Here is a 24,496-nt window from a genome sequence, read left to right as displayed (position 1 = left end):
CATGATGATCCATCAGTTCATCCTGGCCGCACCGAAGCCCGGCATGACCGCGCTCGAGTTCCAGGACTACTGGGTGAACGTCCACGCGGTGAAGTTCGCCGGGCGGATCCCGCAGATCCGGAAGTACCTGATCGACAGCCGGATACCGTTCGACGCCGACCTCGGCTCGCCGGCCCTGCCGCACCAGGGCATCGCCGAGATCTGGCTGGAGAACGAGGAGGAGCAGCTCGCCTCGCTGCAGACCGAGGAGTTCCTCCAGGGCGCCCGGCTCGACGAGCCCAACTGGGCCGCCTTCTGGCAGAGCATGGTGATCGACACCACCGCGTACGAGATCGTCCCGGGCCCCGCCCTGGACGAGCAGAACCCGGGCCGGGTGAAGCTCACCGTCCTGCTCAAGCGGGCGCCCGGGGTCGAGCTGGCCGACTACCGCGAGCGGACCCTCGGCGCCTACGCCGGGGTGGTCGCCGAGGCCCCCGGCCTGCGCCGTTACCTGCACGCCCACACCCGGGACGGCTACTACGTGTTCGGCGAGGCGAGCTTCGACAGCGTCGAGCAGCTCTGGTTCGACGACGAGCAGTCGCTGCGGGCGGCCCTCTCCTCGCCGTGGTTCGCCGAGCTGAAGGCGGCTCAGGAGGGCCTGGTCGACCCGAAGTACGTGTTCTCGCTGGCCGCCACCGAGTCCTGGATCATCGGTCCCGATCCTCGCTGACCTGGCGAAGTGCGACCGCTGACCTGACGCGGCGCCAGTGGCCCCCGCACCGGGACGACGTCCGGTGCCGGGCACTTGATAGACAGGACCAGGGCCCGTGGAGCACCGCTCCGGAGCCCCCTCCCGGGACGCGCACGGGTGGCCGTACCGGCCGCCCCCACCGGGCCCACGCCTGCGGCAGTCGCAGTGGCGACAGCTGCGGGGCGGTCGGCGCCGGCCGGACAGCTTCCCCTTCCCGGCCGGCCGCCGACCCCCATCGCACCTCCATCCGAAGGAGACCATCGCCCATGGCGAAGAAGCGCATTCTCATCGTCCTCTCCGAGTACGGCTATTGGGGAGAGGAGCTGATCGGCCCGCTGGAGACCTTCGACAAGGCCGGCTACGAGATCACCTTCGCGACCCCGACCGGCAAGCGCGCGGTGGCCCTGCCGCCGAGCTACGACCCGGAGTACATCGACCCGCCGCTCGGCCGCTCGGTGACCAGCACCGACATGGCGGAGAAGGTCCGTGCCTTCGACGGCTCGGACCGGCTGGACAACCCGCTCGACCTGTCGTCCTGGCTGCCGGACCGGCCGTACCGTAGCCGCAACGACTTCCTGCGCGCGTGGGAGGGCTACAACCACCGCCGCGAGCACGTCCAGGAGCAGATCGCCGACCGGTACGACGCGCTGCTGATCGTCGGCGGCAGTGGTCCGATCGTCGACCTGGCCAACAACTGGCGGGTGCACGACCTGGTGCTGGCCTTCTACAACCTCGGTCTGCCGATCGCCGCCGAGTGCTACGGCGTGGCCGCGCTGGCCTTCGCCCGCGAGCAGGACGACCGGGTCAGCATCCTCCGGAACAAGCACGTCACCGGGCACTGCATCGAGTACGACTACAAGGACGGCACCGGCTTCATGGGTACCGACTTCGTGATCGGCCCGCCGCCGTACCCGCTGGAGTACATCCTGCGCGACGCCACCGCTCCGAACGGTGCCTACCACGGCAACTTCGGCAAGGAGACCTCGGTGATCGTCGACTACCCGTTCATCACCGGGCGTTCGACCCCCGACTCCTACCTCACCGGCCAGAAGGTCGTCGAGGTGCTGGAGCAGGGCCTGCGCCAGTGGGGCTTCAAGGCCTGACCCGCGGCGACGGGCGGCCGCGCCTCGGCGCACACCGGCCGGCCGCCCGTGCCCGGCCCCTCCGTACAGTCCACCGATCGAGAGGTACGCAAGCCATGGCCAGCAGGCCCGCCCGGGTGGCGATGCTCGAGCAGTTCAAAGCCGACGGCGTGAAGTACATGTTCGGCAATCCCGGCACCGTGGAGCAGGGCTTCCTGGACGAGCTGCGGGGCTTCCCCGAGATCGAGTACGTGCTCGCCCTCCAGGAGGCCGTGGTGGTCGGCATCGCCGACGGCTACGCCCGGGCCACCCGGACCCCCACCCTGCTGCAACTGCACTCCGGGGTCGGGCTGGGCAACGGGATCGGCATGCTCTACCAGGCGATGCGGGGCCACGCGCCGCTGGTCGTGGTGGTGGGGGAGTCCGGTCTGGCCTACGACAGCATGGACGCCCAGATGGCCGCCGACCTGGTCGGGATGGCCAAGCCGGTCACCAAGTGGGCCACCAGGGTGGTCGATCCGGAGTCCACCCTGCGGGTGCTGCGCCGGGCCTTCAAGGTCGCCGCCACCCCGCCGTACGGACCGGTGCTGGTGGTGCTGCCCGCCGACGTGCTGGACCTGCCGACCAGCGAGCCGGCCGTGCCCACCTCCTACCTGCACACCGCCGTGGCCCCGGACGACGAGACGGTCGGTCTGGCCGCCACGCTGCTCGCGGACGCCGAGCGGCCGCTGATCATCGCGGGGGACGGGGTGCACTTCGCCGGAGCCCAGGCGGAGCTCGCCCGGTTCGCCGAGGCGTGGGGCGCCGAGGTCTGGGGAGCGGACTGGGCCGAGGTCAACCTGCCGGCCGACCACCCGCTCTACCAGGGCCAGTTGGGTCACATGTTCGGCGAGAACAGCAGCCGGGTGACCGCGGCGGCCGATGCGGTGCTGATCGTCGGCACCTACGCCCTGCCTGAGGTCTACCCGCTGCTCGGCGGCGTCTTCGCCGAAGGCGCTCCGGTGGTCCACATCGACCTGGACAGCGGGGCGATCGCCAAGAACTTCCCGGTCGACCTGGGGCTGGTGGCCGACCCCAAGCTCTCCCTGGGCAGGCTGGCCGACGCGCTGACGCGGCGTCAGTCCGCCGAGCAGCGGGAGGCGGTGGCCGGCCGGATCCAGCGGTTCGCCGACCGGAAGGCCGCCGCGTACGCCGAAGCGGTCGCCCACGACCTGGCGGCGGACGACGGCGGCCCGCTCACCGCCGCGTACTTCGGCCGCGAGCTGTCCCGTCAACTCCCGTCCGACGCCGTGCTGTTCGACGAGGCGCTGACCTCCTCGCCCGGCCTCTTCCGGTACAACCCGCCGAACCAGCCCGGCCACTGGCACCAGACCCGGGGCGGCTCGCTCGGGGTCGGCATCCCCGGGGCGATCGGCGCCAAGCTCGCCCACCCCGAGCGGACCGTGGTCGGCTTCACCGGTGACGGCGGCAGCATGTACACCATCCAGGGCCTCTGGACGGCGGCCCGGTACGACATCGCGGCCAAGTTCGTGATCTGCAACAACGGCCGCTACAAGCTGCTCGACGACAACATCGAGCAGTACTGGCGCAGCCAGGACATCGCGCACCACGACTTCCCCGACCTGTTCGACCTCTCCCGGCCCGAGATCGACTTCGCCGCGCTCTCCGAGTCGCTCGGCGTCCCGGCGGTGCGGGTGGAGAAGCCGGAGGAGGTCGCCCCGGCGATCGCCCGGGCGCTGGCGCACCCGGGGCCGTTCCTGATCGACCTGGTGATCGGCCGTGACTGACCGGGAGGGCGGGGCCACCGTGCGGCTGACCGGACAGAAGATCGCGGTCCTGATGGAGAGCGACTTCTACGAGCCCGAAATCCTCTACTACCAGCGCCGGTTCGCCGAGGAGGGGGCCGAGGTGCACTTCCTGACCCGGCTCTGGGGCAACGACCGGCTGGTCTTCCGGGGGCACGAGCACCGGATGCCGTTCGAGGTGACCGAGTCCTTCGAGGACCTGGACGAGTACGGGCTCCGGGAGTTCGCCGCCGTCATCGTGCCCTCCGGCATCGTCGCCGACCGGCTCAGGTACACCGAGGACGTGCAGGCTCTTCCCCCGGCGGTGTCCTTCCTGCGCCGGGCCTTCGCGGACCCCGCGATCGTCAAGGGCATCATCTGCCACGGCATGTGGCTGGCCGCGCCGATCCCGTCGGTGATCGAGGGCCGCCGGGCGGTCGTGCACAACAACCTGCTCGGCGACCTGCGCAACATGGGCGGCGTCTACGTGGACCAGGACGTCGTCGTCGACGAGGACCTGGTCACCGCCCGGACCGGGAACCACTGCCACGTCTTCGCCCGCACCATCATCGACCAGCTCACCGCCCGGACCAGGCGCCGGCTCGGAGACGTGGTCTGACCGGCGGCGGGTGACCGCCCGACCATGACCGCCCAACCATGAGAGGACATCGGCGAGATGAGCACCATCAAGGCAGGGGCGCCCGGCCGGCCCACCCCCATCGGCCGGATACCCGTGCTGGACGTCGCGCCGGCGGTGGACGGGGGCGGCCGCCCGGCCCGGGCGGTGACCGGTGAACGCTTCCTGGTCAGCGCCACGGTGTTCCGGGAGGGCCACGAGGCGCTCGGCGCCAACGTGGTGCTGCGCGGTCCGCGCGGGCGGCGCGGCCCGTGGACGCCGATGCGGGAGCTGGCGCCGGGCACCGACCGCTGGGGCGCGTACGTCACGCCCACCGCGCCCGGCCGCTGGACGTACACCGTGGAAGCCTGGAGCGACCCGGTCAGCAGTTGGTTGCACCGCGCCGACATCAAGATCCCGGCCGGTCAGGACGTCGAGGTCACCCTGGAGGAGGGCGCGGAGCTGCTGCGCCGGGCGGCCCTGGCCGGGCCCAGGGGAGCGGGCCGGACCGCCGTGCTGGCCGCCTCCGCCGCCCTGCTCGACCCGGACCTGCCGGCCGTCCGACGGCTGGCGGCGGCCCACGACCCGGTGGTCACCGCCCGGTTGGCCGACCATCCGCTCCGGGAACTGCTCTCCACCGCCGAGCCGCTGGAGCTGACGGTCCATCGGGAACGGGCGTTGTTCGGGTCGTGGTACGAGTTCTTCCCGCGGTCCGAGGGTGCGGTGATCGATCCGGACGGCAACCTGCCGCCGGTCTCCGGCACCTTCCGCACCGCCGCCGAACGCCTGCCCGCGGTCGCCGCGATGGGCTTCGACGTGCTCTACCTGCCCCCGATCCACCCGATCGGCCGCGCCTTCCGCAAAGGCCCCGACAACTCGCTGACGGCCGGCCGGCACGACGTCGGCTCTCCCTGGGCGATCGGCTCCCCCGAGGGCGGCCACGACGCCGTCCACCCGGACCTGGGCACCATCGAGGACTTCGACCACTTCGTCGCCGAAGCCACCGCCCTCGGCATCGAGATCGCCCTCGACTTCGCCCTCCAGTGCTCCCCCGACCACCCCTGGGTCAACAAGCACCCCGAATGGTTCAGCCACCGCCCCGACGGCACCATCGCCTACGCCGAGAACCCGCCCAAGAAGTACCAGGACATCTACCCCGTCAACTTCGACCAGGACTTCGACGGCCTGGTGAAAGAGACCCTCCGGGTGCTGCGGCACTGGATGAACCACGGCGTGCGGATCTTCCGCGTCGACAACCCCCACACCAAGCCGGTGGTGTTCTGGGAGAAGGTCCTCGGCGACATCGCCCGCACCGACCCCGACGTGCTCTTCCTCGCCGAAGCCTTCACCCGCCCCGCCATGATGCACACCCTCGGCAAGGTCGGCTTCCACCAGTCCTACACCTACTTCACCTGGCGCGACACCAAGACCGAGCTCACCGAGTACCTCACCGAACTCACCGGTGACGCCGCCGCTTACATGCGGCCCAACTTCTTCGCCAACACCCCCGACATCCTCCCCCGCCACCTCGCCGACGCCGGCCCCGCCGCCTTCGCCACCCGCGCCGTGCTCGCCGCCACCCTCGCTCCCACCTGGGGCATCTACGCCGGCTACGAACACGCCGAGAACCAACCCACCCGCCCCGGCACCGAGGAGTACGCCCACTCCGAGAAGTACGAACTCCGCCCCCGCGACTGGACCACCCCCACCCCCCTCACCGCCCTCGTCACCACCCTCAACCAGCTCCGCCGCCGCCACCCCGCCCTCCAGCAGCTCCGCGACCTCACCTTCCACCCCACCGACAACGACCACGTCCTCGCCTACTCGAAACGGAGCGGAGCGGACGTCTTCCTGGTGGTGGTCAACCTCGACCCACGGCACGCGCACGAGGCCACCGTCACCCTGGACCTGGCCGCGCTCGGTCTGACGCTCGGCCAACAGGTGCCCGTACGGGACGAGTTGACCGGTGTGGTGTACCACTGGGGCACTCGTAACTACGTCCGGCTCGACCCCGCGGTGGCCCCCGCGCACCTGCTCACGCTGGACCGGGGGGCGCCCGTATGACCACCGCAGTCGTCTGTGACTCCTGTGCCGCCGTCGTCCGGCGGCCCACCCGCCAGGCGGACGAGCTGGTGCGCCCGCTGCTGCCCGCGCTCGTCCCGTGGCTGGTGAACCGGCGCTGGTTCGCGCACGAGCGGGGCTGCCTGCAGGCGCTCGAACCGCTCGGCAGCAGCGTGCTGGCCGGTGATCCCGCCGACCCCGACGCGCCGGTGCTGCTCCACCTGCTGCTGACGGCCCGGCACTCCGGCTCCGGTGCCCCGGTCCGGCGCTACCAACTGCTGATCGGCATCCGCCGCTCGCTGCCCGCCGGATTGGCGGCGGCCCGGATCGGCATCGCCACCGGCGGTGAGTGGGACGGCCGGTACCTCTACGAGGCGACCGAGGATCCGGAGCTGATGTCCCGACTGCTGGAACGGTCGGCGGCCGGGCGCGCGGAAGGTCTCCAACTCTGGCTTTCGGACGGCCCGTTGGACCTGTCAGGGCTGGTGCCGCGGGCACTCTCGGTGGAGCAGAGCAACACCTCGGTGGTCTACGGCGACCGGCTGATGTTCAAGCTGCTGCGCAGCCCGGAGCCGGGGTCGCACCCGGAGGTGGAGACCCTGCGCGGCCTCACCGAGGTCGGGTCCCCCCGGACCAGCGGACTGGTCGGCTGGCTGGGCACCGCCGGGGCCGGCGCGGAGGAGACGGTGCTCGGTGTCCTCACCGAGTTCCTGCCCGCCGAGGGCAACGGTTGGGAGCTGGCCGTCGAGCAGGCCGCCGACTGCCTGGTCGGCAACTGCCGGGTGGTGCCCGCGATCGGCGGCTTCACCACCGACGCGCGCGCGCTCGGCGAGGCCGTGGCCGAGCTCCACACCGCGCTGACCAAGGCGTTCGGGCGGGCCAGGATGGAATCGGCCGAAGTCCTGGACCAGGCGGGCGGGATGGAGCGTCGGCTCAAGGCGGCGGTGCGGCTGGTGCCCGACCTGGAGCCCTACGCGGGCCGGATCGCCACCCTGTACGACGACTACGCCAAGGTGGCGCTGCGCGGCGGGGGTGAGCACGGCCAGCGGATCCACGGCGACCTGCACCTCGGCCAGGTGCTGCGCGGCGTGGACGGCTGGAAGATCATCGACTTCGAGGGCGAACCGGCCCGCCCGGCCGCCGAACGCGGACTGCCGCAACCCGCCCTGCGGGACGTCGCCGGGATGCTCCGCTCGTTCGACTACGCGGCCCAACAGGCGCTGGCCGAGGTAGTGCGCCGGGAGGAGCAGGGCGCGGCCCCGCCCGAGGGCGAACCCTCCGCGGTCCGGCTGCGGCAGAGCCGCCGGGCCTACGCCTGGGCGGTGCGCAACCGCCGTGCGTTCACGGCCGGTTACGCAGCCGCGGGCGGTATGGACCCGCACTGCCACCCGGTCGCGCTGCGCGCCTTCGAGGCGGACAAGGCGGTCTACGAGGCCGTCTACGAAGCCCGGCACCGCCCGGACTGGCTGCCCATCCCGCTGGCCGCGATCCAGCGGCTGGTCTCCGGCCGCTGAGCCCGGCCGTCCGCGCGCCCCTTCCCTTCCCGTCTCCACGAAAAGGACCGATCCGTGACAGTCCCGCCGACCACCCGGACGACCACCGCCCGCTCCGGGGCGCTCGTACCGGCGCCGCTGCCGACGGAGGAGCACGACCGGCTGCTGTCCGGTGAGCACCACGACCCGCACGGCCTGCTCGGCGCGCACCTCACCCCTGAAGGGCTGGTGGTCCGCGCCCTGCGCTCCGGGGCGGACCAGGTGGTGGTGGAGACCGGGGCGGGTGAGACCCGGCTGGTCCCGGACCGGGACGGCCTGTTCACCGGTCTGCTGCCCGGTGTCGACGAGGTCCCGGCCTACCAACTGCGGGTCAGTTACGCGGGGGTGGAGTACGTCCAGCAGGACGGGTACCGGTTGCCGCCGACGTTGGGTGAGTTGGATCTGCATCTGATCGCGGAGGGTCGGCACGAGCAGTTGTGGCGGGCGTTGGGTTCGCATCTGCGGACGGTGGAGGGGATTCCGGGGACGGCGTTCGCGGTGTGGGCGCCGAACGCGGCGGGGGTGCGGTTGATCGGGGACTTCAACCACTGGGACGGCACCGGTCACCCGATGCGCTCGCTCGGCTCCTCCGGCGTCTGGGAGCTCTTCGTCCCCTGGGTCGGCGCGGGCACCCGGTACAAGTACGAGGTGCGGACCGGCGACGGCCGGGTCCTGGAGAAGGCCGACCCGCTGGCCCGCGAGGCCGAGTGCCCGCCGGGCACCGCCTCGGTGGTCACCGAGTCGACGTACGAGTGGGAGGACGCCGACTGGCTGGCCCGCCGGGCCGCGACGGCCCCGCACGAGGCGCCGATGTCGGTCTACGAGCTCCACCTGCCGTCCTGGCGGCCCGGGTTGACCTATCGTCAACTGGCGGACGAACTCCCGGCGTATCTCCAGGAGTTGAACTTCACGCATGTGGAGTTCATGCCGGTGATGGAGCATCCGTTCGGGGGTTCCTGGGGGTACCAGGTGTCGGGTTTCTACGCGCCGACGGCGCGGCTGGGCAGCCCGGACGACTTCCGGTTCCTGGTGGACACCCTGCACCGGCACGGTATCGGGGTGATCGTGGACTGGGTGCCGGCGCACTTCCCGAAGGACGACTTCGCGCTGGCCCGGTTCGACGGTGAGCCGCTGTACGAGCCGGCCGACCCGCTGCGGGCCGAGCACCCGGACTGGGGGACGCTGGAGTTCGACTACGGCCGCACCGAGGTCCGCAACTTCCTGGTCGCCAACGCCGTCTACTGGTGCGAGGAGTTCCACATCGACGGCCTGCGGGTCGACGCCGTCGCCTCGATGCTCTACCTCGACTACTCCCGCGAGCCCGGCCAGTGGGTGCCGAACGCGGAGGGCGGGCACCAGAACTTCGACGCGGTGCGGTTCCTGCAGGAGATGAACGCCACCGTCTACCGGCGCTGCCCCGGCGTGGTCACCATCGCCGAGGAGTCCACCGCCTGGGCGGGCGTCACCCGGCCGACCGACACCGGCGGCCTGGGCTTCGGCCTGAAGTGGAACATGGGCTGGATGCACGACTCGCTCCAGTACCTCGGGCGGGAGGCGGTGCACCGCCGGTACCACCACGACGAGCTCACCTTCGCGATGACGTACGCGTACTCGGAGAACTACGTGCTGCCCATCTCGCACGACGAGGTGGTGCACGGCAAGGGCTCGCTGGTCGCCAAGATGCCCGGCGACTGGTGGCAGCAGCGTGCCACGGTGCGGGCCTACCTGGGCTTCATGTGGGCCCACCCCGGTAAGCAACTGCTCTTCATGGGACAGGAGTTCGTCCAGGGGGTGGAGTGGGACCACGACGCGGGCCTGCAGTGGTGGCTGCTGGCGGAGGACTGGCCGGCTGCCGCCGACCACCGCGGCGTGCAGCACCTGGTCCGGGACCTCAACCGCACCTACCGGGAACGCCCGGAGCTCTGGCGGCTGGACACCGACCCGGCCGGGTTCGAGTGGCTGGACGTCACGGCGGCGGAGGAGAACGTCTACGCCTTCGTCCGTCGGGACGGCACCGGCCGGCAGCTGGTCAGCATCAGCAACTTCTCGCCCGTCCCCAGGCCGGCCTACCGGGTCGGGCTGCCGCAGGGCGGTGACTGGCGCACCGTGCTGGACACCGACGCCCCCGGGTACGGCGGGTCGGGTGCGGCCGGGGAGGCGGCGGTGGTCACCGCCGAGGCGGTCCCCTGGAAGGGCTGGGACAGCAGCCTGGAACTGGTCGTGCCGCCACTGGCGACCGTCTGGCTGGTCCCGCAGGACCGCACCCCGGCACCCGAGGAGCCCGTGGCGGCGCGGCACGCGTGACGCCCGACCGGCCGGGCCCTGACATTCACCGATGTCAGGGTCCGGGACCGGACAGGGCCGGGACCGCTCCGACCTCGGAGCGGTCCCGGCCCTGTCCGGTGGTCAGCCGCGCTGCGAGGTGACCGTGGAGGCCGGGCGGCTCGGCAGTGCCAGCAGACCGACCTCGGCGAGGGCGTTCTCGTAGGCGCTCATCGCCTCCTGGGCGTCGCCGATCTCCTTCCAGAGGTCCCCGACGTGACGCCACACCGTCGCGTGGTCCCGGCTGACCGGGACCTGGCTCAGCTGTCGCTCCACGGCGCGCAGGGTGGCCCTGGCGCTGTCCGGCTCGCCGCTCATGTACTGCGCGTGGGCGAGGATCACCCGGGCCTCGGCGGCCTCCCAGTGGGCGTCGTTGCGCAGCAGCCCGAGGGCCCGACTGGCGTGCGACAGCGCGTCCGTGGGGTGCCCGAGGCGTACCGCGAGCCGGGCGAGGCTGACCTCGTTCCTGGCCTGTTCCATCGCGCTGCCGACGTCCAGCAGGGCCTGCTGGGACTCCTCCAGCAGCTCCTTGGTCCGGTCCAGGTCGGCGTCGGGCATGCTGAGCAGCAGGTAGCCGTAGGAGCCCTTCAGCAGCGCCTGGTGGCGCACGTTGTCGCTCTCGGCCATCATCGCCAACGCGCGTTCGGTGAGGGTCAGGGCCTCCCTGATCCGGCCCTGGGAGGTCGCGACCACGGCCGCGTTCCAGTAGACCGAGCCCCGGGCCACCCGCGACCCGGTCTGCTCGGCGGCCGGGATCAGCCGGCTGGCGATCAGCTTCGCCTGGGTGAGGTCGCCCCGGCTGCGGTAGCAGCTGATCAGGGTGGCCCCGAGCTGGATGTGGTCGTCGGTGACGCTCAGGCCGAGCCCGTCCAGGGTCCGCATGGCGCGTTCGCCGATCTCCACGCTCAGCATCTGGTCGCCGGAGTCCCGGTAGCAGCGGCACAGTGCCACCGCCAGCTGGGTCCACTCGGCCGATCCGGGCACCACGTCCGGGCTGTCGAACAGTGAGGTCAACAGTTGGATGGCGGCTTCGAGCTGACCCAGCTTCTCGAAGGCCATGGCCTGGCCGAGCCGGGCCCGGTGGATCATCTGGTCGCTGAGGAACGGCGCGGCGGCGAGCGCCTCGCTGTACGACTGCAGGGCTTCGCCGTTGGCGCCGTTCCGCATCGCCATGTCCCCGAAGGCGATCTTGAGTTCCAGCTCGTGGACCCGCGCGTCGTCACGCCCTGTGCGCAGGTACTCGACCGAACACCCGACCCGTTCGGCCAGCGCCTTCAGCACGGCGTCGGAGGGTGCCCGTTTGCCGGTCTCGATCAGGGACACGTAGCTGACCGAGATGTCGGCGGAGGCAAGGTCCTGCTGGTTCAGCCCCTTCTTCTGGCGCAGCTCACGGAGTCTCTGCCCGATCCCACTCGTACTGCTCTGTGGTTGCTCCATGTCTCTCCGGTCAACGGTTCCGTTTGACTTCCTGTTTTACAGGAAGTGCCCCGGCTGGCCAAGGTGTCGACGCGTGAGTCTTGCTACACCGCAACTTGATGATTGACAGAGTGAGTCAATTTCGATTGACTCTCCTTGTCAATCACCCCACCTCCTAGAGATGACACCACCATGCCGAAGTCCATCGCCCTGCTCTTCACCGGCGCGGTCCTGGCCGTGAGCGCCCTGCTGGCCACCTCGTTCGCCACTTCGTCCGCCGCCTCGGCGCCCACGGTGGTCAACGGCCCCGAGGCCGTCCTCGGCTCGCCGTCGCCGACTGTCACCCCCGGCCCGCCCGAGTGCTGCTGAGTCGGTCCGGCCCCACGGCAGAAGAAGGAGTGAGATGCGCGTCGACCTCGTGACCAGGGAGTACCCGCCGGACGTCTACGGCGGGGCCGGCGTCCATGCCGCCGAGCTGACCCGGGCCCTGCGCCGGCTGATCGACGTCCGGGTGCACTGCTTCGGCGAGCCGCGGTCCGAGGCCGGGACCACGGCCTACCCGCTCCCCGCGGACCTCGCCGAGGGCAACGCCGCCCTGGGCTTCCTCGGGGCCGGGCCGCGGATCGCGGCCGGCTGTGCCGGCACCGACCTGGTGCACAGTCACACCTGGTACGCCAACACCGCCGGGCACGTGGCCGGGCGGCTGTACGGCGTCCCGCACGTGATGACCATGCACAGCCTGGAGCCGCTCCGCCCCTGGAAGGCAGAGCAGCTCGGCGGCGGGTACGCCCTGTCCAGCTGGATGGAGCGGTCCGCCGCCTCGGCCGCCGACGCGCTGATCGCGGTCTCCGGGGCGATGCGCGACGACATCCTCGAGGTGTACCCCGAGATCGCGCCGGACCGGGTGCACGTGATCCACAACGGTATCGACACCGAGGTCTACCGACCGGACCACGGCACGGCGGTGCTGGACCGCTTCGGCATCGACCCGGACCGCCCGATCGTCCTCTTCGTCGGCCGGGTGACCCGGCAGAAGGGTCTGCCGCACCTGCTCCGGGCGGCCTTCGAACTCCGCCCGGAGGCACAGCTGGTGCTCTGCTGCGGGCGGCCGGACACCCCGGAGATCGCCGCCGAGGTGTCCGACCTGGTGGACGAGCTGAGCCGCCGCCGCAGCGGGGTGTTCCGGATCGACGGGATGCTGGACGCGGTGAGCGTGCGTCAACTGCTCACCCGCGCCACGGTGTTCGTCTGCCCGTCGCTCTACGAGCCGATGGGCATCGTGAACCTGGAGGCGATGGCCTGCGGCACCGCCGTGGTGGCGACCGAGGTCGGTGGCATCCCCGAGGTCGTCGAGCACGGGCGGACCGGCCTGCTGGTGGAGTACGAGCAGCGCCCCGACGGCACCGGTGAGCCGGTGGACCCGGAGCTGCTGGCCCTCGAACTCGCGCTCGCGGTCAACCTGTTGCTCGACGATCCGGAGCTGGCGGCCAAGTACGGTCAGGCCGGCCGGGAGCTGGCCGTGCAGGAGTTCTCCTGGGACCAGCTGGCCCAGCGGACGGTCGAGGTCTACCGCCGGCTGACCGGGGCCGCCTGAAGCACCCGTGGGTGGCCGGCGGCGCGGCCTGCCGGGTCACCCCCCGAAGCGCCCTTCGGCCACCCACGGGATCAGCGCACCGCCGCCCGCTCCGGTCGGCGGCCGCGCCGGCCGCTCCGCTCGGCGCGGTCCAGCAGGGCCAGCGCGGGACCGGCCGCCAGCGTGGTGAGCAGCGCCGCCAGCAGCAGGCACTCGAACAGCTCCCGTCCGATGATGCCCGCCTGGTGGCCGGCCGCGAGCACCACGATCTCGGTCAGCCCCTTGGTGTTCATCAGGACGCCCAGCCGCAGCGCGTCGCGCCGTCCGAAGCCGTACCACCGGCCGGCCAGCGCGCAGACCAGCAGCTTCGACGCCGTCATCACGAGCAGCACCACCAGGAGCCGGCCGACGAAGCCCGGCGCGGTCACGCTCGTCCCCAGGTCCACCTGCTGGCCGGTGCCGAGGAAGAAGCACGGCAGCAGGGCCGCGGCCACCACGCCGAGTCCGGCCGCGCCGCCCGGCGCCCCCGGGCGGTCCGCCCCCGGGTCGGCCGCGGGCAGCAGCAGGCCCAGCACCAGCCCGCCGAACAGCGCGTGCAGCCCGAGCGCCGAGGAGACCGCGGCCGCCAGGCAGATCGCGCCGAGCAGGGGCACCACGCCCCACTCCCGGGCGACCCGGGATCGACGGGGCTCCCGCACCGTCCGGTCCCGCACCGTCCGGTCCCGCGCTGCCCGGTGCCGGGCCGCGAACGCCGCCCCGCCCACCGCGAGCAGCCCCAGCAGCAGGTTGCCGAGCTCGATCCGGCCGGACAGCCACAGGGCCAGCGCCAGCAGGCACCAGCAGGCGCCGTCGCCGATCGAGGCGGCGGTCAGGCTCAGTCGGCCGACCGGGGTCGCGTCCAGGCCCCGGTCCTGCAGGATCCGGGCCAGCACCGGAACGGCCGTCACGCCGAAGGCGCAGGCGACGAAGACCGCGAAGGCGGCCGGCGAACCGTTCGCCCCGGTGCCGTGCAGCCAGGGGGTGAGCAGCAGCCCGGCGGCGGCGGGCACCAGCAGCGAGACGGTGGCGAGCGGCAGCGGGGAGCGGGTCGGCGGTGCCTGCGGACCGTCCCGGTGCGGCCGGGCGAGGGTGGCGCCGATCTCGAACGCGTAGACGGCCACGCCGAGTTGGGCCAGGCCGTTGAAGACGGTCAGGGCGTCGGGGCCGAACAGCCGGTGGTGCCAGTCAGGCAGCAGCCGGCCGAACAGGGTCGGTCCGAGCGCGATCCCGGTCGCCACCTCCGCCAGCACCGGTGGCTGTCCGAGCCGGACGGCGATCCGACCGGCCCCTCTGCTCAGCCCCAGGATGAGGGCGAGGCCCAGGAGTAGACGGGTCGTCAGGTCCAAGGTGGGGGTCACGGGATCCAAACCTTCCTGCGGATTCAAGGCATGGCAAAGCAGACGCAACGCGCAGTGAATGACAGCGGGATTTACCATTTGAAATCTAGTGAGTCACATTGCCAGGTGTCGATGTGCCGGGGAGCGGCCGGCCGTACTCTCCGAGGTCGGTCCGCCGGCCCGCCGGGGCCGGGTGGCGAGGGCCCGGCGAAGCCGTCGGTGGGCGGGCCGGAGCGGCGGGGCCGGCCGAAATGGTGAGCGATCGCCGGGCCCAGCTGCGAGGATTCGGGCATGACTACGCTCAAGCAGCAACTGCAGGAGGACCTCACCGCCGCGATCAGGTCCCGGGACGAGCTCGCCTCCTCCACCATCCGGCTCACCCTGTCCGCCGTCACCGCCGAGGAGAAGGCGGGCAAGACGGAGCGGACGCTCTCGGACGACGAGGTGCTGAAGGTGATCGCCCGGGAGGCGAAGAAGCGCCGGGAGGCGGCCGAGGCGTTCGACGTCGCCGGCCGTACCGACTCGGCCGCGCAGGAGCGGGCCGAGGGCGAGCTGCTGGCGCGCTACCTGCCGAAGCAGCTCGGTGACGAGGAGCTGACCGCGATCGTCGCCGAGGCGGTGGCGGCCAGCGGGGCGACCGGCCCGCAGGGCATGGGCGCGGTGATGAAGCTGGTGAAGCCGAAGGTGGACGGCCTGGCCGAGGGCGGCCGGGTGGCCGCCGCGGTGAAGGCCGCGCTGCAGCCGTAACAGCGGCCGGACCCAACGGCGAGGGCCCGCCCCGGTCTCCCGGGGCGGGCCCTCGCCGTGGTGTCGGTCAGCCGGTCAGTGCCGGCCACCGCCGTTGCCGCCGTTGCCGTTCCCGCCGTTGCCGTTCCCACCGTTGCCGTTGCCGCCGATCAGGCCGGGCGGCAGGGTGAAGTTGCCGCCGATCAGCCCGCCGTTGGCGGTCGCGCCGTCGCCGGACGGCGGGGAGGCGGAGGAGCTCGGGTCGGGCTTGGGCTGCGGCTCGGGGATGTTGACGGTCTGGAAGGTGCTCTTGGGCGTGCCGTCCAGCGCGTCGCTCATCGCCATCTGCCAGATCGGCCCCGGGCCGGTGGCGCCGTAGACCCCGGTGTTGAACCGGGTCGGGCCGATCTTGATGTTCTTCATCGAGACGTTCCCGGTCGGGCCGCCCAGCCAGACCGAGGTGACCAGCTCGGGGGTGTAGCCGGTGAACCAGGCCGCGTACCGCTCGTCGGTGGTACCGGTCTTGCCGGCGATCTGCCGGCGGTCGTCCAGGCCGAGGGTGGCGGCGGTGCCCTTCTCGGTCACGCCGAGCAGCAGGGTGTTGATGCCGTCCGCAGTGGTCTGGCTGATCACCTGGGTGCAGTTGGCCTGCGGCACCTTCAGCTGGGTGCCGGCCGTGTCGACCACCGACTTGAGGGCGATCGGGGCGCAGTACTTGCCGCGCGCGGCGAAGGTCGCGTAGGCGTTGGCCATCACCATCGGGGAGACCTCCTGGGTCCCCAGCACCATGGAGGCGACCTCCTGCAGCGGCTTCCCGCTGGCCAGGTTCTTGATGCCGAGCTTGTCGGCCATCTGCTTGACCGCGCAGAGGCCCATCTCGGCCTCCATCTGGACGAAGTAGGTGTTGACCGACCTGGCCATCGCCTCCTTCAGCGCGTACGGGCCGATCTCGGTCGTGCTCTCGTTGGTGAGCTTCTTGCCCTTCTCGTACCAGGTCCCGGTGCAGGTCGACATCTTCGGGTAGTCGATCTCGTACTGGGAGGGGTACTCCTGGGTGATCGGGATCCCGCTCTCCAGCGCCGCCGCGGCCAGGATCGGCTTGAAGGTCGAGCCGGGGGCGAAGCCGTTGCCGCCGCCCATCGCCGCGTCGGCGTTCAGGTTCAGCACGGTCTGGTTCTGCTTGGCGTCCAGCCCGTACGGGCGGCTCTGCGCCATCGCCAGGATCTCGCCGGTACCCGGCTTGATCATGGTGGCGGCGGCCGCCACCGAGTCGGTCGCGTAGACCTTGGTGGTCACCGCCTTGTACGCGGCGGCCTGCTTGTCCGGGTCGATGGTGGTGTAGATCTTCAGGCCGCCCTGGCTCCACAGCCGCTGCCGGTCGGTGGCGGTCTTGCCGAAGGCCGGGTCCTGCTTCACCACGTGCCGGACGTAGTCGCAGAAGAAGCCCATCCCCGCCTGGGCGGTGATGCAGCCGTTCAGCGGCTCCTTGTACTTCAGGTTGAGCGGGGTGGCGATCGCTTCCTTGGCCTGCGCGTCGGTGATGTGCTTGTTCTCCAGCAGCTTGCCGATCACCGTGTCGCGGCGGGCCTGGGTCGCCTTGGGGTGCAGCAGCGGGTCGTACGCCGTGGGGTTCTGCACCAGCCCGGCCAGCGTGGCGGCCTCGGCGATGCTCAGGTCCTTGGCGCTCTTGCTGAAGTAGCGGTTGGCCGCCGACTCGACCCCGTACGCCTGGTGGCCGTAGAAGGTGATGTTCAGGTAGTTGGTGAGGATCTGATCCTTGGTCAGCTCCTCCTCCAGCTTGATGGCGATCTTCAGCTCCTGGATCTTGCGACCCAGGCTCTTCTTGGTGGCCTCGCGGAAGGCGTCCTTGTCGTCGCCGGCCAGCTCGACGTTGACGTTCTTCACGTACTGCTGGGTCAGCGTGGAGGCACCCTGGGTCGCCTCGCCGGACTCGGCGTTCTTCCCGATCGCGCGGAGCACGCCCTTGAGGTCGATCGCGCCGTGTTCGTAGAACCGGGCGTCCTCGATGTCGACCTGCGCCTGCCGCATGATCGGGGCCATCTGCTCCTGGGTCAGGATGGTCCGGTCGCGGTCGAAGACCTTGGCGATCTGACCGCCCTTGGCGTCGTAGATGTACGAGGCCTGGGAGAGGGTCGGCGCCTTGAAGTCGGTCGGGACGTTGTCGAAGCTCTCGGCGGTGTCCTTGGCGGTCAGGCCGAGTGCCCCGATGGCGGGCAGCGCCATGCCCGCGACGAGAACTCCGGCCAGCACGCTGATGCCCAGGAACTTGAGCCCGAGCCCGGCCTTGTCAAGCGGGGATCCCGCGGGTCGCTGAGGTGCCATGGAGAGAACACTACGTCGCTGATTCCCGGACATGGGGGCAGGTGTTCGCCTAGGCTTGTCACAACACTGCGACAGCTTCGCTCTGTTCATCATCATCACTCTTGTGAGTGATGAGCTTTGCCCGAATTGATCCATTATCGGGTGATAAGTCGTCAGCTCCGCCGGGCCCACTGTGGCAGAGGGTGACGAAAGTGCTCCGAATGCCCTTGGCAAGGCCCCCGACCTGCGATCACTCCAACGAGTGAGAAGACGGATACCCATAGTCCGATCGGGTCATTTGAGATTGGGCCCGAAGGGGCTGTTGCGTGCTGTCGTTCTTCCGTAACGTCCTCAACTGGCAGCGGTGAATATGCCGTTGCCGCCGTGGGGGAGCCCCGATTCGGGAGAGGACGGCGCCGTGATGGGCTGGGTGGACGACTGGAGTGCGCAGGCAGCCTGCCGCACGAGTGATCCAGACGAGCTGTTTGTTCAGGGGGCGGCGCAGAACCGCGCCAAGGCGGTCTGCAGTGGGTGCCCGGTACGCACCGAGTGCCTCGCGGACGCGCTGGACAACCGGGTGGAGTTCGGCGTCTGGGGCGGGATGACCGAGCGCGAGCGGCGGGCCCTGCTCCGCCGTCGGCCGACGGTGATGTCCTGGCGAAGGTTGCTGGAGACCGCCCGCACCGAGTACGAGGAGTCGCTCGCCACGGGCGTCATCCTGACCGACTACGCGCAGGCGGGCTAGCCCACACGGCCCTCCGGCAGTAGACGCGCGCGGCCGTTGGGGGACGGCCGTCCGGAGAGTACGGAGCAGGCCGGCTGACCTGTCGTCAGCCGCCCGCCCGCAGTGCCCGGTGTCGGCGGCCCGGTGAAGCCCGGGCGCGCCGCACCCGAGGTGTCAGTCCCGGCTGCCCAGCCGCTCGCCGATGGCGCGCAGGCCGTCCAGGTCGTGCACGTCGCCCGGCAGGGTCGGCACCTCGACGATCGGCACGTCCGGGTAGACCGAGACGAACCGGTCCCGGGTGAGCCGCTCACGGGCCATCACCTGCATCCGCTCGGCGTGCAGCCGGAGCAGCCCGGCGGCCAGCGTCTCGGCCGCCACCGTGGTGCTGCCCGAGCCGTTCTCCTCCAGTGCCTCGGCCGCGGCCAGGGCGCGCTCGGCGGTGAGCTGGGGCGCCCCGGTGCGGTGCACCCGGTTGAGCACCAGCCCGGCCAGCGGCATCTCGTCGGCGGCCAGCCGGTCGACGAAGTACGCCGCCTCGCGCAGCGCGTCCCGCTCCGGCGCGGCCACCACCAGGAAGGCCGTGCCCGGTGCCTTGAGCAGCTGGTAGGTGTTGTCGGCCCGCTCGCGGAAGCCGCCGAACATCGAGTCCATCGCGGAGACGAAGGTCTGCACGTCGGTCAGCAGCTGAGCGCCGAAGATCTTGCCCAGGGTGCCGGTGATCAGGCCCATGCCGACGTTCAGGAACTTCATCGCGCTCCGCCCGCCCACCTTGGCCGGGGCGGTCAGTATCCGGATCAGCCGGCCGTCCAGGAACGAGCCGAGCCGGTTCGGCGCGTCCAGGAAGTCCAGCGCGGAGCGGGACGGCGGGGTGTCCACCACGATCAGGTCCCACTCGCCGGCCGCCCGGAGCTGGCCGAGCTTCTCCATCGCCATGTACTCCTGGGTGCCGGCGAACCCGGCGGAGAGCGACTGGTAGAACGGGTTCTCCATGATCGCCTTGGCCCGCTCGGGCTCGGCGTGGGCCAGCACGACCTCGTCGAAGGTCCGCTTCATGTCCAGCATCATGGCCTGCAGCTCGCCGTCGCCGGAGACGTCCTTGACCACCCGGGGGGTGTTGTCCAGCTCGGTCAGGCCCATCGACTGGGCCAGCCGCCGGGCCGGGTCGATGGTCAGCACGACCACCTTCCGGCCGCGCTCCGCCGCCCGCAGGCCGATCGCCGCCGCGGTGGTGGTCTTGCCCACCCCGCCGGAACCGCAGCAGACCACGATCCGGGTCTTCGGGTCCCCGATCAGGGTGTCGATGTCGAGCTCGGTCATGCCGCCCCCTGCCGCTTCAACTCGCCCGCCAGGCGGTACAGCCCGCCCAGGTCCACACCCCCGCCGAGCAGCGGGAGTTCGTACGTCGGCCGCTTCAGCTGCTGGAGCGCCGCCCGCTGCTCGCGCTCCAGCTCGACCCGTTCGGCGTGCTCCCTGGCCTGGTCCAGCAGCGGGTCGAGCAGCGGCTCGACCGCCGCCCGGACCGTGGTCGCGGACCGGGACCGCCCGCCGAGACCGGCCTCGCCGAGCGCCAGCGCGACCTCCTCGCGGTGGTCGCCGTGCACCGCGTCGACCGCGGCGGCGTCCAGCACCGGCGGCCGGACCATGTTCACCAGCACCCCGCCGAGCGGGAGTTGGGCCTCGGTCAGCTCGGCGATGCCGTCCACCGTCTCCTGCACCGGCATCTCCTCCAGCAGGGTGACCAGGTGCACCGCCGTCTCCGGCGACCTGAGCACCCGCATCACCGCCTGGGCCTGCCCGTGGATCGGCCCGAACCTGGCCAGCCCGGCCACCTCGGAGTTGACGTTCAGGAACCTGGTGATCCGTCCGGTCGGCGGCGCGTCCATCACGATCGCGTCGTACGCCCGCCGCCCGTCCGGGCCCTTCCGCCGGGCCGCCTCGCACGCCTTGCCGGTCAGCAGCACGTCCCGGACCCCGGGCGCGATGGTGGTGGCGAAGTCTACGAAGCCGACCTTCTGCAGCGCCTTCCCGGCCCGGCCCAGCTTGTAGAACATGTCCAGGTACTCGAGCAGCGCCTGCTCGGTGTCGATCGCCAGCGCGTACAGCTCACCGGCCGGGCCCCGGCCGTCCAGCCCGAGCCGGGACCGCGAGACGGTGGCGACCTTGCGCTCCTCGTACGGCAGCGCCGCCAGCCCGAACAGCTCGGCGATGCCCTGCCGCCCCTCCACCTCGATCAGCAGCGTCCGGCCTCCCTCGGCGGCCAGCGCCAGCGCCAGGGCGGCCGCGACGGTGGTCTTCCCGGTGCCGCCCTTGCCACTGACCACGTGGAGTCGGACACCCTCCCAGTCCGGATCGCGCCGGTCCACCTGGTCCACGCTCCGTCTCCGTCCGTCTCAGTGGCGCCGCACCCGGTGCGCCGCCTCCTCCCGCGAGGGTAACCAGCCGCCGCCCCCGATGCCGGGAGCCCGGGGGGAAGCATGCCGATTCATGCCCGGGCTGTGTCCCGGATCACACCCCCGCCAGGCACTAGAGTCACCCTCATGACCAAGTGGGAATACGTCACCGTGCCGCTGCTCGTCCACGCCACCAAGCAGATCCTGGACTCCTGGGGTCAGGACGGCTGGGAGCTCGTCCAGGTCGTTCCGGGCCCGAACCCGGAGCAGCTGGTCGCCTACCTGAAGCGGGAGAAGAGCTGATGAGCAAGGTTGAGGACAAGCTGGCCGAGCTGGGCCTGACCCTCCCGGGAGTGGTCCCGCCGGTCGCCGCGTACGTCCCGGCGATCCGCAGCGGCGAGTACGTGCTGACCGCCGGTCAGCTCCCGATGGTCGCCGGCAAGCTCCCGAGCACCGGCAAGGTCGGCGCCGAGGTGACCGCCGAGGAGGCCAAGCAGCTGGCGCAGATCTGCGCGCTGAACGGCCTGGCGGCCATCAAGTCGGTGATCGGCGACCTGGACAAGGTCGAGCAGATCGTCAAGGTGGTCGGCTTCGTCGCCTCCGCCCCCGACTTCACCGGTCAGCCCGGCGTGATCAACGGCGCCAGCGAGCTGCTCGGCGAGGTCTTCGGCGCAGCGGGCGTGCACGCCCGGAGCGCGGTCGGCGTCGCGGTGCTGCCGCTGGACGCACCGGTCGAGATCGAGTTCCAGGTCCGCATCTCCGCCTGACGGCGGCTCAGGCCCCCCCGGGGGGGCGCGGTGCACCCCCAGGGGCTCGGGGCCCTGCTGATGTGCGGCTCCGCCGCGTGGGCGACGCCGGCCCTTGCAAGGTGATCCGTGCGTGGGTGGTCAGGCACTTTCGCAGTGACCCCGGCGCCAGATCTCCTCGCAGTTCCCCGAGCCCCTGGACCGTAGACCCGGAGCGCCTGCCTACAGCGCAGCCCCGAGTAGTGCCAGGCGCTCTGCGAAGGTGCAGCCCGAGGCTCTGTCCGTGTGCGGGATCGCGGGTTAGCATCCGGGGCATGATGCCGATGCCGCCGTCCTGGCCTGCCCGGATCCGGGCGCTCGCGGCGGGTGAGCTGACCCCGCCGGTCGCGAAGCCGTCCGCCACCGTGGTGCTGCTGCGGGACGCGGCCGCAGGCCCGGAGGCGTACCTGCTCCGCCGCCGCACCTCGATGGCGTTCGCGGCCGGGATGTACGCCTACCCGGGCGGCGGCGTCGACCCGCGGGACGCGGAGGCCGAGCTCGGCTGGGCCGGGCCCGGCCCCGCCGAATGGGGCGAGCGGCTCGGGGTGGACGCCGCCACCGCGCAGGCGGTGGTCTGCGCCGCCGTCCGGGAGACCTTCGAGGAGGCCGGCGTGCTGCTGGCCGGCCCCGACGCCGACACCATGGCCGACGCCGCGGACTGGTCCGCCGAGCGGGCCGCGCTGGAGGCGCACGAGCTCTCCTTCGCCGACTTCCTCCGGTCGCACGGGCTGCTGCTCCGCTCCGACCTGCTGTCGGCCTGGGCCCGGTGGATCACCCCGGCCTTCGAGGAACGCCGCTACGACACCTGGTTCTTCGTCGCCGCGCTGCCCGCCGGGCAGCGGGCCGCCGACTCGGTGGGCGAGGCGGACCGGGTCGCCTGGCTGACTCCCGCCGAGGCGGTCGAGGGCCATGCGGCGGGCCGGTACGGCATGATGCCGCCGACCGTGACGGTGCTCCGGGAGCTGCGGCCGGCCGGTACGACGGCGCAGGTGGCCGCGCTGGCGGCGGACCGGAAGATCGAGCCGGTCCTCGGTACCGCCGAGCTGACCGGTGATCGGATCTCAGTGCGATGGTCGGGGTATGAAGAGCTGACCATCGAGGGTATTTTTCCTCCCAACTGACCGCTCCGTCCAGGAAGGATCGCCCGATGACCCACAACGACGTGGTTCGCCGTGCGGCGTACCCCCAGCCCACCCTCTCCGTCCGGCCGCTGACCCTCCGTTCGCTGGCGGGGCAGCTCGACCCCGTCCCGGTGGAGCCGTACCTGCGCTCCCTGGTGCGGCCGCTGCACCCGCGCAGCCTGCACCGGATCTGCGAGGGCGGCCGGTGAGCGGTCCACTTCCCGGTGACCCCGCCGCCGAGATCGGCGGCGGGGCCACCCCCCGGGCGTTCTGCGTGCTGGCGCCGAACCCCTCGCCGATGACGCTCGACGGCACCAACACCTGGCTGCTGTCCGAGCCCGGCTCCGAGCTCGCGGTGGTGATCGACCCGGGCCCGCTGCACGAGGGGCACCTGCGCCGGGTGGTCGACCTCGCCGAGCAGCAGGGCAAGCGGGTGGCGCTGACCCTGCTGACCCATGGTCACCACGACCACGCCGAGGGCGCGGCCCGGTTCGCCGAGCTGACCGGCACCGAGGTCCGGGCACTGGACCCGGCCCACCGGCTCGGCTCCGAGGGCCTGCACGGCGGCCAGGTGGTCGAGGTCGGCGGCCTGGAGATCCGGGTGGTCGGCACCCCCGGGCACACCCTGGACTCGCTGACCTTCCACCTGCCGGCCGACGGCGCGATCCTGACCGGCGACACCGTGCTCGGCCGGGGCACCACGATGGTCGCCCACCCGGACGGGACGCTGGGCGACTACCTGGACTCGCTGCGCCGCCTGCACACCATGGCCGCCGAGCAGGGCGTCCGCACGGTGCTGCCGGGCCACGGCCCGGTGCTCACCGACGCGCTCGGCGCGGTCGACTACTACCTGGCCCACCGGGCCAACCGGCTGGCCCAGGTGGAGACCGCCGTGGAGGCCGGCCACCGGACCGCCGGGCAGGTGGTCGCCAAGGTCTACGCGGACGTGGACCGCGCGCTCTGGCCCGCCGCCGAGCTCTCCGTGCTGGCGCAGCTGCGCTACCTGGAGGACCACGGCCTGATCTGACGCCGGATGCGTCGGACCGCCGGATACGCCCGAGGGCCCGTGAGCAGCAGCTCACGGGCCCTCAGGCGGTGCGGGTCAGCGCGACCGGCGGGAGAGCCGCTCGACGTCCATCAGGACCACCGCGCGGGCCTCCAGCTTCAGCCAGCCACGGCCGGCGAAGTCGGCCAGCGCCTTGTTGACGGTCTCGCGGGAGGCGCCGACCAGCTGGGCCAGCTCCTCCTGGGTGAGGTCGTGCGCGACGTGGATGCCCTCGTCGGACTGCACGCCGAACCGGCGGGACAGGTCCAGCAGCGCCTTGGCCACCCGGCCGGGCACGTCGGAGAAGACCAGGTCCGACATCACGTCGTTGGTCCGGCGGAGCCGGCGGGCGATCGCCCGGAGCAGCGCGATCGAGACCTCGGGGCGGGCGTGCAGCCAGGGCTGCAGGTCGCCGTGGCCGAGGCCGAGCAGCTTGACCTCGGTCAGCGCGCTGGCGGTGGCGGTGCGCGGGCCCGGGTCGAACAGCGAGAGCTCGCCGATCATCTCGCTGGGGCCGAGCACGGCGAGCATGTTCTCCCGGCCGTCCGGGGAGGCGCGGTGCAGCTTGACCTTGCCCTCGGCCACGACGTACAGCCGGTCTCCCGGATCGCCCTCGTGGAAGAGCGACTCGCCACGGGCCAGCGTCACCTCGGTCATGGAGGCACGCAGCTCGCCGGCCTGCTCGTCATCGAGAGCCGCGAACAGCGCGGCACGCCGCAGAACGTCGTCCACGTGCTTCCTCCTGCTGGTGGTGGGTGGTGCTTCCGTCATGACTTGCCTCACCAAGGATGACGCATGTCGCTCCGATCATATGAGGAGGGGTGCGGGCGGGGGGTGCGGTACGGGGCCATTTGTACTCATCGGTGCTCCCCGAATGCCGTAGCGGGCCTC

The 24,496-nt window shown here is 71.8% G+C and carries 22 protein-coding genes; 16 read left to right on the top strand and 6 right to left on the bottom strand.

Annotated features, from left to right (window positions below; all coding sequences use genetic code 11):
* The first annotated feature begins 1 nt into the window (after nt 1).
* The 7 genes from OHV05_RS16285 (at nt 2) to glgB (ending at nt 10,109) form a co-directional block, all read left to right on the top strand.
* Nucleotides 2-709, top strand: coding sequence for an EthD domain-containing protein (locus tag OHV05_RS16285; RefSeq protein WP_405018319.1), 708 nt, complete (start codon nt 2-4; stop codon nt 707-709).
* A gap of 287 nt (nt 710-996) precedes the next feature.
* On the top strand, nt 997-1,833 hold the full coding sequence (locus OHV05_RS16280; RefSeq protein ID WP_403042912.1) for a type 1 glutamine amidotransferase domain-containing protein: 837 nt from the start codon (nt 997-999) through the stop codon (nt 1,831-1,833).
* A gap of 95 nt (nt 1,834-1,928) precedes the next feature.
* Nucleotides 1,929-3,599 carry a thiamine pyrophosphate-binding protein gene (locus OHV05_RS16275; RefSeq protein WP_405018318.1) on the top strand — a complete coding sequence of 557 codons (1,671 nt, stop codon included), beginning with the start codon at nt 1,929-1,931 and terminating at the stop codon, nt 3,597-3,599.
* A gap of 19 nt (nt 3,600-3,618) precedes the next feature.
* Nucleotides 3,619-4,215 carry a DJ-1/PfpI family protein gene (locus OHV05_RS16270; protein ID WP_405021477.1) on the top strand — a complete coding sequence of 199 codons (597 nt, stop codon included), beginning with the start codon at nt 3,619-3,621 and terminating at the stop codon, nt 4,213-4,215.
* 57 nt (nt 4,216-4,272) lie between these two features.
* Nucleotides 4,273-6,276: an alpha-1,4-glucan--maltose-1-phosphate maltosyltransferase gene (locus tag OHV05_RS16265; RefSeq protein WP_405018317.1), complete on the top strand. Its 2,004-nt coding sequence runs from the start codon at nt 4,273-4,275 to the stop codon at nt 6,274-6,276.
* Entirely contained in the window at nt 6,273-7,787 is a 1,515-nt protein-coding gene (locus tag OHV05_RS16260; RefSeq protein ID WP_405018316.1) for a maltokinase N-terminal cap-like domain-containing protein, read from the top strand. Before OHV05_RS16265 ends, OHV05_RS16260 begins: the two co-directional genes overlap by 4 nt.
* Nucleotides 7,788-7,841: 54 nt before the next feature.
* Nucleotides 7,842-10,109, top strand: a complete 2,268-nt coding sequence (gene glgB, locus OHV05_RS16255) for a 1,4-alpha-glucan branching protein GlgB (protein WP_405018315.1) — start codon at nt 7,842-7,844, stop codon at nt 10,107-10,109.
* 102 nt (nt 10,110-10,211) lie between these two features.
* Here glgB and OHV05_RS16250 read toward each other — a convergent pair whose 3' ends face one another.
* Complete coding sequence (locus tag OHV05_RS16250; RefSeq protein ID WP_403046791.1) at nt 10,212-11,564, bottom strand: helix-turn-helix domain-containing protein; 1,353 nt, start codon at nt 11,562-11,564, stop codon at nt 10,212-10,214.
* 171 nt (nt 11,565-11,735) lie between these two features.
* On the opposite strand from OHV05_RS16250, the gene OHV05_RS16245 reads away from it, so the two are divergent.
* Together OHV05_RS16245 and glgA are read left to right on the top strand one after the other, a co-directional pair.
* Nucleotides 11,736-11,912 carry a hypothetical protein gene (locus OHV05_RS16245; RefSeq protein ID WP_403046794.1) on the top strand — a complete coding sequence of 59 codons (177 nt, stop codon included), beginning with the start codon at nt 11,736-11,738 and terminating at the stop codon, nt 11,910-11,912.
* A 34-nt stretch (nt 11,913-11,946) separates the two neighbouring features.
* Nucleotides 11,947-13,137, top strand: a complete 1,191-nt coding sequence (gene glgA / locus OHV05_RS16240) for a glycogen synthase (RefSeq protein WP_405018314.1) — start codon at nt 11,947-11,949, stop codon at nt 13,135-13,137.
* A gap of 71 nt (nt 13,138-13,208) precedes the next feature.
* On the opposite strand, the gene OHV05_RS16235 is transcribed toward glgA, so the two are convergent.
* Nucleotides 13,209-14,513 (bottom strand): cation:proton antiporter, encoded by a 1,305-nt coding sequence (locus tag OHV05_RS16235; RefSeq protein WP_405018313.1) that lies wholly within the window; start codon nt 14,511-14,513, stop codon nt 13,209-13,211.
* A gap of 270 nt (nt 14,514-14,783) precedes the next feature.
* Here OHV05_RS16235 and OHV05_RS16230 point away from each other — a divergent pair, with 270 nt between their 5' ends.
* Nucleotides 14,784-15,239: a GatB/YqeY domain-containing protein gene (locus OHV05_RS16230; RefSeq protein WP_405018312.1), complete on the top strand. Its 456-nt coding sequence runs from the start codon at nt 14,784-14,786 to the stop codon at nt 15,237-15,239.
* A 75-nt stretch (nt 15,240-15,314) separates the two neighbouring features.
* Here OHV05_RS16230 and OHV05_RS16225 read toward each other — a convergent pair whose 3' ends face one another.
* Nucleotides 15,315-17,561: a transglycosylase domain-containing protein gene (locus OHV05_RS16225; protein WP_405018311.1), complete on the bottom strand. Its 2,247-nt coding sequence runs from the start codon at nt 17,559-17,561 to the stop codon at nt 15,315-15,317.
* A 400-nt stretch (nt 17,562-17,961) separates the two neighbouring features.
* Between OHV05_RS16225 and OHV05_RS16220 the strand changes: the two genes are divergently transcribed.
* Nucleotides 17,962-18,285, top strand: a complete 324-nt coding sequence (locus tag OHV05_RS16220) for a WhiB family transcriptional regulator (protein WP_033333275.1) — start codon at nt 17,962-17,964, stop codon at nt 18,283-18,285.
* A gap of 153 nt (nt 18,286-18,438) precedes the next feature.
* On the opposite strand, the gene OHV05_RS16215 is transcribed toward OHV05_RS16220, so the two are convergent.
* Both OHV05_RS16215 and OHV05_RS16210 read right to left on the bottom strand, forming a co-directional pair.
* A complete protein-coding gene (locus tag OHV05_RS16215) occupies nt 18,439-19,581 on the bottom strand; it encodes an ArsA family ATPase (RefSeq protein ID WP_405018310.1) in 1,143 nt (380 codons plus the stop codon).
* Complete coding sequence (locus tag OHV05_RS16210) at nt 19,578-20,636, bottom strand: ArsA-related P-loop ATPase (protein ID WP_403046808.1); 1,059 nt, start codon at nt 20,634-20,636, stop codon at nt 19,578-19,580. The genes OHV05_RS16215 and OHV05_RS16210 overlap by 4 nt, the downstream gene beginning before the upstream one ends.
* A gap of 165 nt (nt 20,637-20,801) precedes the next feature.
* Between OHV05_RS16210 and OHV05_RS16205 the strand changes: the two genes are divergently transcribed.
* The 5 genes from OHV05_RS16205 to OHV05_RS16185 all read left to right on the top strand — a co-directional run bounded on the left by OHV05_RS16205 (nt 20,802) and on the right by OHV05_RS16185 (nt 23,587).
* The gene (locus tag OHV05_RS16205; RefSeq protein WP_157531528.1) at nt 20,802-20,957 is read left to right on the top strand and encodes a DUF4177 domain-containing protein; all 156 of its coding nucleotides are present in this window, start codon (nt 20,802-20,804) and stop codon (nt 20,955-20,957) included.
* On the top strand, nt 20,957-21,421 hold the full coding sequence (locus OHV05_RS16200; RefSeq protein WP_403046812.1) for a RidA family protein: 465 nt from the start codon (nt 20,957-20,959) through the stop codon (nt 21,419-21,421). Before OHV05_RS16205 ends, OHV05_RS16200 begins: the two co-directional genes overlap by 1 nt.
* Nucleotides 21,422-21,714: 293 nt before the next feature.
* Nucleotides 21,715-22,560, top strand: coding sequence for an NUDIX hydrolase (locus tag OHV05_RS16195; RefSeq protein WP_405018309.1), 846 nt, complete (start codon nt 21,715-21,717; stop codon nt 22,558-22,560).
* A 26-nt stretch (nt 22,561-22,586) separates the two neighbouring features.
* Nucleotides 22,587-22,769: a hypothetical protein gene (locus OHV05_RS16190; protein ID WP_405018308.1), complete on the top strand. Its 183-nt coding sequence runs from the start codon at nt 22,587-22,589 to the stop codon at nt 22,767-22,769.
* The gene (locus OHV05_RS16185; RefSeq protein WP_405018307.1) at nt 22,766-23,587 is read left to right on the top strand and encodes an MBL fold metallo-hydrolase; all 822 of its coding nucleotides are present in this window, start codon (nt 22,766-22,768) and stop codon (nt 23,585-23,587) included. The genes OHV05_RS16190 and OHV05_RS16185 overlap by 4 nt, the downstream gene beginning before the upstream one ends.
* Before the next feature lie 75 nt (nt 23,588-23,662).
* Here the strand turns inward: OHV05_RS16185 and OHV05_RS16180 are convergent, their stop codons facing one another.
* Nucleotides 23,663-24,337 (bottom strand): Crp/Fnr family transcriptional regulator, encoded by a 675-nt coding sequence (locus tag OHV05_RS16180; protein ID WP_030392646.1) that lies wholly within the window; start codon nt 24,335-24,337, stop codon nt 23,663-23,665.
* Nucleotides 24,338-24,496: the final 159 nt, after the last annotated feature.

The sequence above is a fragment of the Kitasatospora sp. NBC_00070 genome, assembly GCF_045041205.1.
GTDB lineage: Bacteria > Actinomycetota > Actinomycetes > Streptomycetales > Streptomycetaceae > Kitasatospora.
The sequence above is the reverse complement of the archived record's forward strand: the minus strand, read 5'-3'. Positions and strand labels throughout refer to the sequence as shown.